A 15,267-nucleotide genomic window follows, 5' to 3' on the forward strand; every position below is an offset into this window, starting at 1 on the left:
CCATGCCCGCGGACCGACGGGGGGTCAGGGGCGGCGTGCCGGGATGACGTAGTCGGCGGCCATCCGGGGGCTTTCCCCCACGTCATGACACATGACCGGGTCCTCGGCGGGCGGCGCCGGCGGCTCCGCGCACCGCGGCCGGAAGAACCTCCGCCGGTCACAAACTGGCCGACTTTCGCCGTGACAACGTGCGAGTCCCGGACCGGGACCGGGAGCGGGAACGGAAGCGCTTCGACTCCGTACGGCCCGGAGGGGTGGATGCGGCCTGCCGGCTGCAGGCACCGGCAGGCCGCCGGTCCCGCTCCGGCTCATGTGTGGAGGCTGTCGAGCCGGCACGGGACATGCGCGGCGGACGACGGGGCCACCGAAGGAGTTCCGGCTCCTCGGCACTCGGTCCGGATCCGATGGCACCGGATCCGGACCGAGGTCCCGTGCGGTGGCTGGGTCCCGCTGACGGGTCCGCTGCACGTGTGGGGTGACGCCTGCCCGGGGCCGGATGCGTGCCGATCACCGGCCCGGCCCCGGGCGGCCGGGGCGGGTCTCTCGCCGTGAGCCCCGCCCCTCAGTCATCCGGAGCCGCGGGGCCGCCGGATTGGTACCGGAGCGGACTGGGCACCGGCTTCACCTGTACGGCCGAAGCCGGTGCCCACCCGCCTGCGCGTTCCACGCGCTCTACGCATGGCCGTGGCTGCCGGTGAGCGTGGCGTACACGACGACGTTGTCCGCGTAGCGGCTGTCGTCCTTGGAGTAGTCGCCGCCACAGGTGATGAGGCGGAGCCCGGCGTGGTCGAGGTTGCGGTACACCTCGACGGTGGGGAACCGGTCCTTGGGGTAGAGCGCGGTCCGGTCGACGGTGAAGTCGGCGGTCCGCCCGTCCGCGCGCCGGACGCTGATCCGGTCACCGGGACCGAGCTTGCCGAGGCCGAAGAAGACCCCGGGGGCCCCGTTCCAGGTGACATGTCCCGCGATCACGGCGGGCCCAACAGCTCCGGGCGTGGCTCCGGGCCGGTACCACCCTGCCTTGTCCGGGTCCCGGGGCGTCTCCATGGCCCGGTCCTTGCCGAGGCCGAGCTCCTCCAGGCTGGAGGTCACCTTGAGCGAGGGAATCGTGATGCTGACGGGCCGGGACGCGGGCAGCGCCGCGGTGCGCGGCTTGCCGGACGGTGCCGCGCTGTGCGTCCCCTGCCGCGTCGCCGGGGGCTGTTCGGTGGCGACGACCGGGCCGCCCTTGTCGGAGGCGGGGGGTGGAGCGGGCTGCTGCCGGCTGGTTCCCAGCGCCAGCAGCAGCCCACCGGTCAGAAGCAGGGCGGCGGCGAGGGCGATGAGCGTGACGTCGCGCCGCCGGACCCTCGTGCGGTGCGCGCCTTCGTCGGCTGTCCCATTCATCGCTTCACCTGTCCCTGCGTCCGGCCGTTACGGGGCATCCGACGGGGTGTCCGTCGGTGCGGGGCGTCTCAGCTGTCGTGCCGGGCGTCCGCCGTGCGCGTCCGGCGCCGTACGACGAACAGCCCGCCTGCCGCGAGGACGGCCGCGCCGCCCGCCGCGAACAGGCCGGGCGACTCCACGCCCGCCGTGCTCCCGCCACCGGTCTCGACGCCACCCGCGGGCATCGAGCCGACGGCCGCGCCCTTGACCATGCCGCAGCTCGCCGGGGCGGTGGCCTCCTGCGGCAGCTTCGGGTCGAGCTCGCTCTTCCCCTTGCCGAAGTCGTACTTGGCGTTGCCGTTCGGGTCGATGCCGTGCTGGACGACGTGCAGGTCCTTGATGTGCTCGGCAACGCTGTGCGAGACCGGGATCGTCCGGGAGTAGCTCAGCTTCCCGTCCTTGTCCGCGACGGGCATCCGGTCGACCGCCAGGCCGCTGTCCTTGGACGTGTCGCCCTTGGTGGTCAGGGAGATGTTGATGTCCCCGTACACCGGCAGCCCCTCGGCCGTGCTGACGATGCCGTCACCGTCCTTGTCCGCGCTCATGTCCGGGCAGCGGAAGTCATGGCCGTCGGTCGAACCGTGGATGTGCTGCGCGTGCGGCTGGCCGGGCACCAGTCCCTCGGCCTCGATCTTCACGGTGAGCTTGTCGCCCTCCACGCTCACCATGGCCGTGCCACTGGCGCCGGAGTTGTTCAGCTGGTTCAGATCGATCTGGTACGTGTCCCCGTCGGCGGCTTTCGTCGTGCTGCCGGCGGCATGGCCGTCGTGCGCCATGGCGGGCACGGCCGCGCAGAGCGTGAGCGCGGCGGGTACGGCCAGCAGGGCGGTGAGACGGGTTGTACGGCGGGCATTCACGAAGACGCATCCCCTTCCGGCGGTTCCGGTCACAGAACCGGAACCGCGTTCGGTCGCTGATGTCGTCTATTCGGTGCCGTCGGCGCAGCGGATTGGTCCGGGACGGCCGCCGGACGGCCCGGCGGTCATCGCCAACGACCCGACACATCGAACGTGCTGTCGATACATGGGTGTGTGGAAGACGGGCACACGGGCTGCACCCGCACTTCACCGAATCGAAAAGGGAGTCCCGACCATGCTGGGAATCGTCGCAGCTGTGCTCTTCTTCATCGCCTTCCTGATCAACGCCGCCGACATCGCGACGAACGACGCGTTCTCCTCTGTGAACGTGATGCTGCTCGGCCTCACGGCCCTGGCCCTGCACGTGGGCGGCATCGGCACCGGATGGGGGCGTGGCAGTTCGCGCAGGCGCTGACGCGAGGCCGGGGGCGTGGTGTTCCGGTCCTCGTGAATGCCGCGACCGTCCTGGACGCCGAGTGGCGCGCCCTTACCGGGCCACCTAGTTTGCCCAGTAGTAGTGTTCTGCGCCCCTTTGCCCGAATGGCGGAAGGCCAACGGTCATGAGCCCCCACCGTGACGATCCGGAACGCCTGGAGCCCGAAACGGGTCCCGCCCCCGACGCGGCTCCGGAGTTCCGCCCCTACCGCCACCCCGCCGCCGGCTGGGGTGCGGCGAAGAGCGTGAGCCAGTTGCTGGTGCGCGAGGGGGCGCTCGTGGACGGCCCGCGCGCGATCAAGCGGATGAACCATGAGGACGGCGGGTTCGACTGCCCCGGGTGCGCCTGGCCCGACGACACCAAGGGCCTGCATCTGGACATCTGCGAGAACGGCATCAAGCACGTCACCTGGGAAATGACCCGCAAGCGGGTCGGGCGCGAGTTCTTCGCCGCCCATTCGGTGACCGAGCTCAGCGAGTGGAGCGACTACGACCTGGAGAACCAGGGCCGGCTCACCGAGCCGATGGTCTACGACCCGGGGACGGACCACTACGTCCCGATCAGCTGGAAGGACGCGTTCGAGGTTGTCGGCAGTGCCCTGCGCGGGCTGGACGACCCCGACCAGGCCTCGTTCTACACCTCAGGACGCCTCGGCAACGAGGCGACTTTCCTCTACCAGCTCATGGCCCGTGAACTGGGCACGAACAACCTGCCGGACTGCTCCAACATGTGTCACGAAGCCAGCGGACGGGCTCTGCACGCCTCGCTCGGCACGGGCAAGGGGACCGTCGACCTCCAGGACTGGGAGAGTGCCGACGCGCTGTTCATCCTGGGGGTCAACGCCGCTTCCAACGCGCCCAGGATGCTCACCGCACTGGCCGAGGCCTACCGGCGCGGGGCCCGGATCGTGCACGTCAACCCGATGGTCGAGGCCGCCGCCACCCGCACCATCGTGCCCCACGACTTCACGGACATGGCCCTCTTCAAGTCGACCCGGACCAGCACCCTGAACCTGCAGCCCCGCATCGGCGGCGACATGGCTCTCCTGCGCGGCATGGCGAAGGCGGTCCTGGAGCAGTCCGCGTCCGACCCCAAGGCGCTGGACCGCGTGTTCATCGACCGCCACACCACCGGCTTCGAGGACTACCGCGCCGTGTGCGAGGCCACGCCGTGGAGCGAGATCGAGGACCAGTCCGGGCTGGGCCGCGCCGACATCCTGAAGGCCGCGCGCGTGTACAGCGAGGCCGACCGCTCCATCATCAGCTGGTGTCTCGGGCTGACCCAGCACGAACACGGTGTCGACACCGTCCGGGAGATCGTCAACCTCCTTCTGCTGCGCGGCAATCTGGGGCGTGAGGGCGCCGGTCCCTCCCCCGTGCGGGGGCACAGCAATGTCCAGGGCAATCGCACCTGCGGGATCGATCACCGCCCCACCGACGCGTTCCTCGACCGCCTCGCCGCGGCCTGCGGCATCGAGCCGCCCCGTGCGCACGGCCTGGACACCGTCCGCACCATCCCGGCGATGCACAGCGGTGACGTGAAGGTGTTCGTCGCGATGGGCGGCAACTTCGCCCTCGCCGCACCGGACACCCCCTACACCTTCGCGGCCCTGCGCTCCTGCGAGCTGACCGTGCAGGTGAGCACCAAGCTGAACCGCAGCCACGTCGTCCACGGCCGGCGAGCCCTCATCCTCCCGTGCCTGGGCCGCACCGAGAAGGACCACCAGCGCAAGGGCGTCCAGAGCACGTCCGTCGAGGACTCGATGAGCATGGTCCACCTGTCGGTCGGCATGAAGCGCCCCGCCTCACCGCATCTGCTCTCCGAACCGGCCATCGTCGCCGGCATGGCGCGCGCGGCCCTCCCCGACAGCGCCACGCCCTGGGAGTGGTACATCGAGGACTACGACCGCATCCGGGACACCATGGCCGAGGCGCTCGAAGGCTTCGAGGACTTCAACCGCCGGGTGCGGCTGCCTCTCGGCTTCCGCATCATGCAGCCCGCCCGCGAACTGGTCTTCCTGACGCCGTCCGGACGCGCCGAGTTCTCCGCCGCCGCCCTGCCCGACGTCATCCCCGCCCCCGGCACCCTCGCGCTCGGCACGATGCGGTCCCACGACCAGTGGAACACCACGATCTACTCCGACAACGACCGCTACCGCGGCGTCAAGAACCTGCGCACACTGGTCTTCATGAACCGGGCCGACATGCGCGAACGCGGAATCGCCGACATGGGCCCGGTGGACATCACCAGCACCGCCAGGGACGGCAGCAGTCGGTCCCTCGACGGCTACCTCGCCATCCCCTACGACATCCCACGTGGCTGCGCGGCCGGTTACATGCCCGAGATGAACGTGCTCTGCGCGCTGAGCGACTACAGCACCCAGAGCGACCAGCCGATCATGAAACACGTCAAGGTCACCATCGAACCGGCGGCCTGAGCGAGGCCGTGGGCGCCGGCTCCGTCCCGGACCGCGCGACCACGGAGGCCGCCACCCGTGAGGCGGACGTCAGCATCCGCGCGGCCCTGTCGCTCGACAGCCGTACGGCGCCGCCGTCGCGGAACGCCCCGGCACCGCCGAGCCAGTTGAGCATCCCGGCCATGAACGCGTCACCCGCGCCGATCGTGTTGACCACCTCGACCCGCTCCGCGGGTACCGACACCCGCTCCAGGTCCGGGGTGAACGCCGTGCTGCCCGCCGCACCCCGGGTGAGGACCACCAGCCGGTTCTCCCCGGCCAGCCGTTCGCAGGTCTCCTCCGGGGCCGCGCCCGGCCAGAGCGCGGTCACGTCCTCGTCGCTCACCTTGAGGATCCGGGCGCGTCCGCACAGCTCCCGCAGCCGGCGCTGGGCGGACGCGTGGTCGAGCGTCCGGTCCTCGCGCACGTTCGGGTCGACCACCAGGACGGAGTGTTCGGCCCCGGCGCGCGCGGTCGCGGCCACCACGGCGGCGGCGGGCGCGACGACCGCGGCGAGCCCACCCGCGTACACGGCGCCGAACCGGGCCACTTCGCCCGTACGGTCCGGCAGCCGGAAGGTGGCGGTGTCGTGCAGGTGGAAGTGGTAGCCGGTGGAGTCGGGGCCCGGGTCCGCCACGGCCAGTGCGGTGGGCAGCTCCGAGCGGGCGCACAGGTCGAGCCGGGTACCGGCGGAGACCAGCCGCTCCTCGATCAGGCGGGCGAATCCGTCGCCGCCGAGCCCTCCGGCGAACCAGCTGGGGGTGCCCAGCCGGGCCAGCCCGGCGGCGACGTTGGCGGGTGCGCCGCCGGGCTGGGCCCGGTGCGCCCCCGGATCGTCCGAGGACGGCACCAGGTCGATGAGGGCCTCGCCCAGCACCAGGACGGCGTCGGGACCACCGGTCACGGCTCCACCACGATCTTGCGGCCCTGGCCCGCCTTGAACCGCTCCAGGGCGTCGGGGTACTGCTCCAGCGGCAGCCGGTCGCTGATGAAGACCGCCGGGTCGATGACTCCCCCGGCGAACAGCGCGGCGGCGCGCTCGTAGCTGTGCAGCACGGCCATCGAGCCGGTGATGGTGATCTCCTGGTTGTAGATCCGGTACGGCTCGATGACGGCTTGGGTCGCGTAGTCCGCGACGCCGAACTGGAGGAACGTGCCGCCCTTGGCGACCCGGCCGAGGCCGTCCTGGATGGCGCCGGCGTTCCCGGTGGCGTCGACCACGACATCCCAGCCCCGTACCGTCTCCAGCTCGTCCGCGGAGGCGGCGGAGCGCGAGACGCCGAGCTTGACGGCGGTGGTGAGCCGGTCCGGGTTGACGTCCAGGATGTCGACGGAGGCGGCGCCGGTGCGTTTGGCGAGCTCCAGCATCATCAGTCCCATGGTGCCGGAGCCGTAGATGAGCACCTCTGCTCCCAGCGTGGAGCTGAGCACGTCGTAGCCGCGTACGGCGCAGGAGAGCGGTTCGATCAGCGCCGCGGTGGCCACGTCGACGTGATCGGGGAGCTTCACGCAGTTCGCCACCGGGGCGACCGCGAACTCTGCGGCCCCGCCGGGCTTGCTGACCCCGATCGCGTTCCAGTTGTCGCAGAGGTTCCCGCGCCCGGCGCGGCAGTAGTGGCACTCGTGGCAGTGCAGAGACGGATCGACGGCGACCTTGTCCCCGACGGCCAGTTCGGTCACCTCCGAGCCGGTCTCGACGATCTCGCCGGCGAACTCGTGGCCGGGGATGATCGGCAGCGCCGGGGCGAACTCGCCCTGGAGAATGTGCAGATCGGTGCCGCAGAGCCCGCAGGCCCGGACGGCGACGACGACGTCCCGGGGGCCGGGGGTCGGGTCGGGGACGGTCTCGACCGACACCTTGCCGATGGACTCGATGATCGCAGCCCTCATTTGACAGCTCCAAGGGAAAGGCCCTGGACGAGCTTGTCCTGGGCGGCGAAACCGGCGGCGAGCACCGGCAGGGACACGACGACGGAGGCGGCGCACAGCTGGGCGAGGAAGAGCCCCTGGCTGGTGACGAGGCTCGTCAGGAAGACCGGTGCCGTCTGCGCCGTCACGCCGGTGAGCACCCGGGCGAAGAGCAGCTCGTTCCAGCTGAAGATGAAGCAGATGAGGGAGGTGGCCGCGATTCCGGGTGCGGCGACCGGCGCCACCACCCTGGTCAGCACGGTCGGCAGCCGTGCTCCGTCGACCTGGGCGGCCTCGATGATGGAGACCGGCACGTCCGCCAGGAAGGACTGCATCATCCATACCGCGATCGGCAGGTTCATCGACGTGTAGAGGATGACGAGGAACCAGATGTTGTCCAGCATGCCGGTGTTCTTGGCGAACAGATAGACCGGCAGCAGCCCCGCGACGACCGGCAGCATCTTCGTGGACAGGAAGAAGAACATCACGTCCGTCCACTTCTCCACTCGCTTGATGGAGAGCGCGTACGCGGCGGGGAGCGCGAGTACGAGCACGAAGAGCGTGGAGAAGACCGATGCGGTCACGGAGTTGATCAGCGGCGGCCAGGGACTCGCCCCGCCGCCTGCGCCGAAGAACACCCGGTAGCCGTCGAGGGTGAGGGGGGCGCCGAGCGACGGCGGGTTGGTCGCGGCGTCGGCCTCCGAGTGGAAGGAGGTGAGCAGCATCCAGAGCGCGGGTGCGCAGAAGACGATGCCGACGATCCAGGCGACCACGCCGAGGGCGGTGGAGCGCCGTCTGCCCCGGCGCGTCGTGCGCGCGTGCTCCGTGCGGCCCGGCCGGGCGGTGGGCGCGGCGGTCAGGGTGCTGCTCATGTCCGGTTCGCCTCCTCGCTGAAGAGGGACGAGACCACGCGCAGGGCGAAGGTGGCGACGACGATGGTGCCGATCACCACGACCACGCCCGCGGCGGACGCCAGTCCGTATTCATGGGCTTGGTAGAAGGTCTGATAGATCGTGTAGGGGAGGTTGGCCGTGCCGAGTCCGCCGGCGGTGATGGTGAACACGGCGTCGAAGTTCTGCACGATGTAGATGGAGCCGAGCAGTACGCCGAGTTCCAGGTAGCGGCGCAGGTGCGGCAGGGTCAGGAAGCAGAACATCTGCCAGCTGCTCGCGCCGTCCAGCCGGGCGGCCTCCATCTGTTCGGCGGACCGGCTCTGCAGCCCGGCGAGCAGGATGAGCATCATGAACGGGGTCCACTGCCAGATGAGGGCGGTGGCGACCGCGGCCAGCGGCATGTCGGAGATCCAGTCGGGCTGTCCGGGGCTGTCGGCGCCGAACAGTCCGGTGAACCAGGCCCAGGCCCCGTTCAGCAGTCCGTACTCCGGGTTGTACAGGACGTGTTTCCACATCAGCGCCGCCGAGACGGGCACCAGCAGGAAGGGCGTGATCAGCAGGGTACGGACGAATCCCCGCCCGACGAACCTGCGGTCGAGCAGCAGGGCGAGCAGGAGTCCGAGCACGACGCTGACGATCACGACACTCGCCGTGAGCAGGACGGTGGTGACCACCGAGTCGCGCAGGCTCGGGTCGCTGAACACCTCTTTGTAGTTGGCGAACGCGCTGAAGCTTCGCTGGTCGGGCGAGAGGGAGTTCCAGTCGAAGAACGAGACCACCACGGTTGCCACGAAGGGCAGTTGGGTCACGGCGATCAGGAACACCAGGGCAGGGAGCAGGGGGGCGCGATTGGCCCAGACGCGCGCCCGGCCGGGGGCCTTCGCGGTCCTGCGGGGCGGGGCGGCGTCATCCTGCGCGCCGGGCGGCGAGACGTCCGGGGTGGATACGGGGGCACTCACCGCTGCTCCTTGCCGACCTTTTCGGCGAGTGTCTGCGAGGTCTTGAGCGCGTCGGAGACCGACTGGCGGCCGGCGATGGCGGCGCTGATCTCCTGCGAGACCTTGGTGCCGAGGTCGGTGAATTCGGGGATGTCGACGAACTGGATGCCTACGGTCGGCCTCGGCTGGGTGCCGGGGTCGCGGGGGTTCGCGCCGGCGATGGCCTGCCGGGTGACGCTCGCGAACGCCGCGGCGTCCTTCAGGTAGTCCTGGTTGGAGTAGGTGGAGGCGCGCTTGCCGGCGGGGACGTCGGGCCAGCCGACCTTCTCGCCGACGAGGTTCTCGTACCCCTTTCCGGAGGCCCAGGAGATGAACTTCCAGGCGCTGTCGGTCTTCTTGGAGGCCTTCTGCATGCCCCAGGCCCAGGTGTAGAGCCAGCCGGAGGTGTCGGTCTTCTCGACGGGCGCGGCCACGTATCCGACCTTGCCCCTGACCGGGGAGCCGGAGGCCTCCAGTGATCCGGCGCCCGCGGTGGCGTCGTACCACATGGCCGTCTTGCCCTGCGTCATGTTGTTGAGGCACTCGGCGTAGCCGGACTGGGGGGCGCCCGCCTCGCCGTGCTTCTTCACCAGGTCGACGTAGAACTCGACGGCCTTCTTGAACTCGGGTGTGTCGAGCTTCGCGTTCCAGTCCTTGTCGAACCAGGTACCGCCCATGGTGTTGACCACGGTGGTGAGCGGGGCGATGACCTCGCCCCAGCCCGGCAGGCCGCGCAGGCAGATGCCCTTCATGCCGCTCCTGGCGCCGTCCGCCTTGGCCGCCAGGTCCGCGACCTGCTGCCAGGTGGGCTTGGCGGGCATCTTCAGGTTCTTCTCCGCGAAGACGTCCTTGCGGTACATGAGGAAGGACGACTCGCCGTAGAACGGCTCCGCGTAGAGCTTGCCGTCCTCCGCGGTGAGGGAGTCCCGGAGCGGCTTGAGGATGTCGCCCTGGTCGAAGGCCTTGTCCTTGGAGGCGTACGAGTCCAGGGGGTGCAGCCAGCCGTTCTTCGCGTAGAACGGCACCTCGAAGTTGCTGATGGTGGCGACGTCGTACTGGCCCGCCTGGTTGGAGAAGTCCTGAGTGATCTTGTCGCGTACGTCGTTCTCGGGCAGCACCGTGAAGTGGACCTCGATGCCGGTCTCCTTCGTGAAGTTGGCCGCGGTGAGCTTCTGCAACTGGACCATCTGCGGGTTGTTCACCATGAGTACGTTGATCGACTCGCTGTCACCGGACGAGCTGCCGCCGCCCGCGCCGCTGCACCCGGCGAGCAGCGCCGTGAGGGCGGCGCCGGTACCCAGACGCACGCTCAGCCTGCTGCGATGTTGCTGAAGGTGGAGCATGTGGTTCTCCTGATCACTCGTCATCGAGGGACTGCTTCAACTTGCAAGGGACATGTCAGCCAGCCCGGCTGACGGGCGCGGGGCGGAGCGGTCGGGCTGTGCCGGGGGTGCGGTCAGGCGCGGACGACCTGGGGGCCCAGCCGCGAGTAGCGCTGCGCCTCCGCGGAGGCCAGACCCGTATCGGTGACGATGGACTCGAAGTCACCGACCTCGGCGAAACGGCAGAAGCTGACGGCGCCGAACTTGGTGTGGATTCCGGCGAAGACCCGGCGCCGGCTGCTGCGCATGGCCTGGGCCTTCACCTCGCTCACGGCCGGATCGGGCGTGGTCAGCCCGTACTCGCGGGAGATCCCGTTCGCCCCGACGTACGCCAGGTCGATCACGAATCCGGCGAGCATCCGGGTCGTCCAGTGGTCGACGGTGGCCATCGTGGAACCGCGCAGCCGGCCGCCGAGGAGCAGCACCGTGGTCTTCTCCGCGTCCGCGAGGGCGGTCGCCACGGCGAGGGACGCGGTGACCACGGTCAGGGGCCGGTCCCTCGGCAGTGCCTCGGCGACGAGCATGGGGGTGTAGCCCTCGTCGACGAAGACCGTCTCCGCGTCTCCGAGCAGATCGGCCGCGGCCGCCGCGATCCTGGACTTCTGGGGAACGAGCCGGCTGGTGCGGGCGGCCAGCGTCGTCTCGAAGCCCGCGCTCTCCACCGGGTAGGCGCCGCCGTGGGTGCGGCGTACCAGGCCGTGTTCCTCCAGGATGTGCAGATCCCGCCGGACGGTCTCCTTGGCCACCTGAAGCGTGCCGGCCAGCGCGGTGACGTCCACAGACCCTTCGCGTCTGGCAATCTTGAGGATCTCTCGTCGGCGCTCGTCGGTGTCCACGACACACTTCCCTGCGTTCGCTGCGACTCGGGCCCCGTTCGGGCTCATGAATCGTTTGTACAAGCAAGGGACCCACGGCGACCAGGCTCTTCACCACCTCGCCTGTGCCCGTTCGTGCCCGTTTCGCCGGGGCCGTATCGGCTGGTCAGGCCATACGGACCGGCTGCCGCCACCCGGACTCCTGCCCGATCGAGGCCGCACGCGCGCCCGAACGGCGCCCGTGGCGGTCGGCACTCCCTCGCCGGGGCGCCGGGCCGCTGCCCGTTTCCGGGACGGTCAGAGGACCGGCGGGCGGCCCAGCCGGGTCATGCGCCACACGGTGCGCCACTTCATCGGCTCGCGCGGACCGCACGGCGTCCGCAGCCCCTCGGCGAACCCGCCCCACCAGGCCCGCAGACCGGCGGCCGAGCGCATCCGTGCCATGGCCAGGGAGATCCAGACACCGAGATAGACGGGGACGAGCGGGGCCGGGAGGCGCCGGCGGGCCAGCCACACCCGGTTGCGGGCGGTGAAGCGGTAATGGGTCGCGTGCCGGGCCGGGGACGTCCTCGGGTGCTGGAGAACGAGTTCGGGCTCGTACTGGATCGTCCAGCCCGCGTCGAGGGCGCGCCAGGCCAGGTCGGACTCCTCGTGCCCGAAGAAGAACTCCGCCGGCCAGTGCCCGATCCCGTCGAGCATCGGCATCGAGAAGGCGTGTCCGCCCCCGAGGAAGGCGGTCACGGGACCGCCCCGCATCGGGTCGTCGGCGCGCAGCCGGGGCACCCAGCGACGCTCCGTCACCCCGTACTCGTCGGCGACCCGGAACCCGACGATGCCGAGCCCCGGGTCGTCCGCGAAGAGCCGCTGAATCCGGCGGAACACGTCCGCGGCGATGAGCAGGCCGTCGTCGTCGAGTTCGACGACGACGTCCACCTCTCCCGACTCGCTCAGCGCCCTGAGCCCGACGTTGCGGCCACCGGGGCAGCCGAGGTTCTCCTCCAGCGGGATCCTGGTCACGTCCGCCGTGATGTCGGTGAGAGGCGTCGCGTTGCCGACCAGGACCACTCTCGCCGCGGGCACGTCCTGTTTCTCCACCGAGGCGAGCAGCGCGGCCAGTTCCACGGGCCGAGTGCCCATCGTGACGATGACGACTCCGAGGCGTGGCAATGGCATATCGGTCTGCTCCAGCGGTCGGTGAGGATGCCGATGCTAACGCCGGACCGGGCCGACCACGGACGGCCCGGTTACTTGAGCGCCCCGATGGCGTCGAGCGCGACCTTCGCGGCGCCCGCGATGAGGGCGTCGTCGCGTTCGGCGTCCTTGGCGTCGCGGCGGGAGAGGACGGCCAGGGTGATCGGGGCGGCGCCCGGGGGCCAGATGACGGCGATGTCGTTCCGGGTGCCGTAGCCGCCCGTGCCCGTCTTGTCGCCCACCTGCCAGTGGTCCGGCACACCCGCGCGGATGGTGTGGTCGCCGGTGGTGTTGCGCCTGAGCAGGTCGGTCAGTACGGCCCGCTTTTCGGAGGGGAGGGTGTCGCCGAGCACGTACGCGCGCAGCCCGGTGGCGAGGGCGCGGGGGGTGCTGGTGTCCCGGAGGTCGCCGGGGGTGGCGTCGCTGAGCGCGGTCTCGTAGCGGTCGCAGCGGGTGACGTCGTCACCGAGCGCGCGGAGGGCGTCCTGGAGGGCGCGGGGGGAACCCAGCTCGTGGAAGAGGAGGTTGGCGGCGGTGTTGTCGCTGTACCGGATGGCCGCGTCGGACAGCTCGCGCAGGGTCATCCCGGTGGCGACGTGCCGCTCGGTGACCGGTGAGGCGCTGACGAGATCCTCGCGGCCGTAGCGCACCAGCCGGTCCATCTGCCGGAGCGAGTTCTTGTCCAGTACGGCGCCGACGAGCAGCGCCTTGCAGGTGGAGGCGTAGGCGAATCGCTCATCGGGCCGGTGGGTGACGGTCCGGCCGCTGCCCGTATCGAGCGTGTGGACGCCGAGCCGGGCGTCGAACTTCCGCTCCAGTTCGCGGAACGCCCGCTCGGTACGGGGATCGGCCGGGGCCGATGGCGAGGCCGACGACGGAGCGGTCCCGGACGGTTTCGGTGAAGCCTCCGGGCCACTCGTGCAGCCGACGAGCGGGAGGGCGGCGAGGCCGGTAAGAACGGCACGGCGGGACAGCGAAGTTCGAGTGTGCATGGCATACGGGCTTTCTGTTCCGATGGGACGTGTCTGTCCCGGATTCAAATCCGCCACCGCACCCCATGTCGAATACCATCTCGGGACTGATCTCATTCACATGCCATATCACCGCACGCCAGGAGGTACGGAGTGCTCACCGAACGGCATCTGGAAATCTTCGTCGCCCTGGCGGAGGAGGAACACTTCGGTGCCGCGGCCCAGCGTGTGGGCATGACCCAGCCGCCGCTGTCGCAGGGCCTGCGCAGGCTGGAGGCGCTGCTCGGGGTCCGGCTGTTCGACCGTGAGCGGGGGGTGTTCCTCACGGAGGAGGGTGCCCTGCTGCTTCCGCACGCCCGCCGCGCGCTGGCCGCGTTCGCGGAGCTCCGCGAGACCGGTGCCCGTCAGCGGGCCGACGGGCGGCGGCTGCGGATCGGGCTGGCCCCGGAGGTACCGGCACCACTGGCCGCGGAGGTGGCGGCGGCGCCGGTCCGGGCGGGCGAGCGCGCCAGGATCGGCATGGTGACGGCGTCGACGGCCGCGCTGCTCGGTGACGTCGCGGCCGGACGGGTCGACATCGCCGTGATCCGGCACCCGTCCGTGCTGCACGGCCTCGCCGCGGGCCGGGTGATCCTGCTGCCGACCTGGGTGCTGTCCCCCGCCGGGGTCCGCGGAACCGGTGGGACGACGCCCTCACGGCTCCCCGTCGCGGTGCGCCCGCGTGCCGAAGCGCCCGCGGCCCATGACCTGTTCATCGACACCCTGGCCAGCCGGGGCCGCCGGGTGGAGACCGTGGTGGTGTCCGACGAGCGCGCCGGGCTCGCCCTCGTGGCGGCGGGTCAGGCGGTGCTCGTCACGGCGGACGACGCGCTGACGGCGTCCGGTGTGGAGCGTCGCACGGCAACGGACCCGCCACTCCCCCTGCGGCTGCGGGTGGCCTGGGATCCGAGGCGCCCGGGTGCGCGGGAGACCGCCGGGACGGCGCAGCTGCTGGAGGACGCCCTGGCCCGGAAGGTGGCACCGTGAGCCGGCCCCGGCACGGCGGTGGGGTGGAGCGCGCCATCCGCGAGATGTTCGACGACGCGGGCGTCCGGGGCTGGCTGCACGTGGCGGAGCTGCACCGCCCTTCGGCCCGCGTGGTCATCGAGCCCGGCGAACAGCTGCCGCTGGGCTCGGTCTACAAGGTGCCGCTGATGGCCGCCTTCTGCCGCCTCGCCGACACGGGGCGGATCGACCCGCGCCACCGGGTGACCCTTGAGCCGGCCGACCGGGTCCCCGGTCCGACCGGCATCTCCGTCCTGCACGACCCCGTCACCATGTCACTGCGCGATCTGGTGACGCTGATGATGACCGTCTCCGACAACACCGCGGCCGCCGCCGTCCTGCGGGCGGTCGGCGCCGATACGGTCGACGCCTACTGCCGCGACCTGGGCATGCCGGACACCCGTATCCACGGCGGTGTCGTCGCCACGTTCAGCAGGCTCGTCGCGGAGACGGGGGCGCCCTCCCTGGACGCGGCCCTGGCCCATGTGGCGGACAACGACACCGTGGTGCCGGCGGGTGTGTACGACCCGGCCTTCAAGGCGTCCGGCACACCGGCGGACATGGCCCGGCTCCTGCGGGCGATCTGGACGGACGACGCAGCTTCCGCCGAAGGCTGCGCGTTCATGCGCGAGGTCATGCGCAGGCAGCCGTGGACGCACCGGCTCGCTTCCGGCTTTCCCTACGACGACGTCACCGTCTACGGCAAGACCGGCACCTTCGGCTCGCTCCGGCACGAAGCCGGCGTCGTCGAACTCGCGGACGGCAGCACCTACACCGCGGTGGTGTTCACCCAGGCGGCCAGGGCCGACAGCAGACTGCCGCGCGCCGACGCGGTGATCGGTGCCGCCGCGCGGGCCGCGGTGGAGGAACTACGGGGGCACCAGGACACCTGACGGGCGACCGCCCGCACCGG

14 protein-coding genes are annotated in these 15,267 nt (G+C 70.9%); 4 read left to right on the forward strand and 10 right to left on the reverse strand.

The genetic code is table 11. The features are described 5' to 3' along the window. Window positions 1–672: 672 nt before the first annotated feature. Entirely contained in the window at window positions 673–1,386 is a 714-nt protein-coding gene (locus ACFVQ0_RS01260; protein WP_390083349.1) for a class F sortase, read from the reverse strand. A 68-nt stretch (window positions 1,387–1,454) separates the two neighbouring features. Further along, the gene (locus tag ACFVQ0_RS01265; protein ID WP_390083351.1) at window positions 1,455–2,282 is read right to left on the reverse strand and encodes a hypothetical protein; all 828 of its coding nucleotides are present in this window, start codon (window positions 2,280–2,282) and stop codon (window positions 1,455–1,457) included. A 235-nt stretch (window positions 2,283–2,517) separates the two neighbouring features. Here ACFVQ0_RS01265 and ACFVQ0_RS01270 point away from each other — a divergent pair, with 235 nt between their 5' ends. Together ACFVQ0_RS01270 and ACFVQ0_RS01275 are read left to right on the forward strand one after the other, a co-directional pair. Further along, complete coding sequence (locus ACFVQ0_RS01270; protein WP_390083353.1) at window positions 2,518–2,697, forward strand: hypothetical protein; 180 nt, start codon at window positions 2,518–2,520, stop codon at window positions 2,695–2,697. Between the two features lie 145 nt (window positions 2,698–2,842). Next, window positions 2,843–5,155 (forward strand): FdhF/YdeP family oxidoreductase, encoded by a 2,313-nt coding sequence (locus tag ACFVQ0_RS01275; protein WP_390083355.1) that lies wholly within the window; start codon window positions 2,843–2,845, stop codon window positions 5,153–5,155. On the opposite strand, the gene ACFVQ0_RS01280 is transcribed toward ACFVQ0_RS01275, so the two are convergent. From ACFVQ0_RS01280 to bla, 8 genes are all read right to left on the reverse strand, one after another. After that, window positions 5,133–6,077 carry a PfkB family carbohydrate kinase gene (locus ACFVQ0_RS01280; protein WP_390083357.1) on the reverse strand — a complete coding sequence of 315 codons (945 nt, stop codon included), beginning with the start codon at window positions 6,075–6,077 and terminating at the stop codon, window positions 5,133–5,135. The genes ACFVQ0_RS01275 and ACFVQ0_RS01280 overlap by 23 nt on opposite strands. Then, window positions 6,074–7,063: a zinc-dependent alcohol dehydrogenase family protein gene (locus tag ACFVQ0_RS01285; protein ID WP_390083359.1), complete on the reverse strand. Its 990-nt coding sequence runs from the start codon at window positions 7,061–7,063 to the stop codon at window positions 6,074–6,076. The genes ACFVQ0_RS01280 and ACFVQ0_RS01285 overlap by 4 nt, the downstream gene beginning before the upstream one ends. After that, entirely contained in the window at window positions 7,060–7,953 is an 894-nt protein-coding gene (locus ACFVQ0_RS01290) for a carbohydrate ABC transporter permease (RefSeq protein ID WP_390083361.1), read from the reverse strand. Before ACFVQ0_RS01290 ends, ACFVQ0_RS01285 begins: the two co-directional genes overlap by 4 nt. Beyond that, on the reverse strand, window positions 7,950–8,933 hold the full coding sequence (locus ACFVQ0_RS01295; RefSeq protein WP_390083363.1) for a carbohydrate ABC transporter permease: 984 nt from the start codon (window positions 8,931–8,933) through the stop codon (window positions 7,950–7,952). The genes ACFVQ0_RS01290 and ACFVQ0_RS01295 overlap by 4 nt, the downstream gene beginning before the upstream one ends. Beyond that, complete coding sequence (locus ACFVQ0_RS01300) at window positions 8,930–10,294, reverse strand: ABC transporter substrate-binding protein (protein WP_390085334.1); 1,365 nt, start codon at window positions 10,292–10,294, stop codon at window positions 8,930–8,932. The genes ACFVQ0_RS01295 and ACFVQ0_RS01300 overlap by 4 nt, the downstream gene beginning before the upstream one ends. A gap of 113 nt (window positions 10,295–10,407) precedes the next feature. Next, entirely contained in the window at window positions 10,408–11,169 is a 762-nt protein-coding gene (locus ACFVQ0_RS01305) for a DeoR/GlpR family DNA-binding transcription regulator (RefSeq protein ID WP_390083365.1), read from the reverse strand. Between the two features lie 276 nt (window positions 11,170–11,445). Next, window positions 11,446–12,321, reverse strand: coding sequence for a glycosyltransferase family 2 protein (locus ACFVQ0_RS01310; protein WP_390083367.1), 876 nt, complete (start codon window positions 12,319–12,321; stop codon window positions 11,446–11,448). 71 nt (window positions 12,322–12,392) lie between these two features. Continuing rightward, on the reverse strand, window positions 12,393–13,331 hold the full coding sequence (gene bla, locus ACFVQ0_RS01315; RefSeq protein ID WP_390083368.1) for a class A beta-lactamase: 939 nt from the start codon (window positions 13,329–13,331) through the stop codon (window positions 12,393–12,395). A gap of 132 nt (window positions 13,332–13,463) precedes the next feature. Here bla and ACFVQ0_RS01320 point away from each other — a divergent pair, with 132 nt between their 5' ends. Then, on the forward strand, window positions 13,464–14,336 hold the full coding sequence (locus tag ACFVQ0_RS01320; protein ID WP_390083370.1) for a LysR family transcriptional regulator: 873 nt from the start codon (window positions 13,464–13,466) through the stop codon (window positions 14,334–14,336). Next, the gene (locus ACFVQ0_RS01325) at window positions 14,333–15,247 is read left to right on the forward strand and encodes a serine hydrolase (protein WP_390083372.1); all 915 of its coding nucleotides are present in this window, start codon (window positions 14,333–14,335) and stop codon (window positions 15,245–15,247) included. The genes ACFVQ0_RS01320 and ACFVQ0_RS01325 overlap by 4 nt, the downstream gene beginning before the upstream one ends. Window positions 15,248–15,267 lie beyond the last annotated feature (20 nt).

The sequence above is a fragment of the Streptomyces sp. NPDC057900 genome, from assembly GCF_042887885.1.
In the GTDB taxonomy this organism is placed as follows: Bacteria; Actinomycetota; Actinomycetes; order Streptomycetales; family Streptomycetaceae; genus Streptomyces.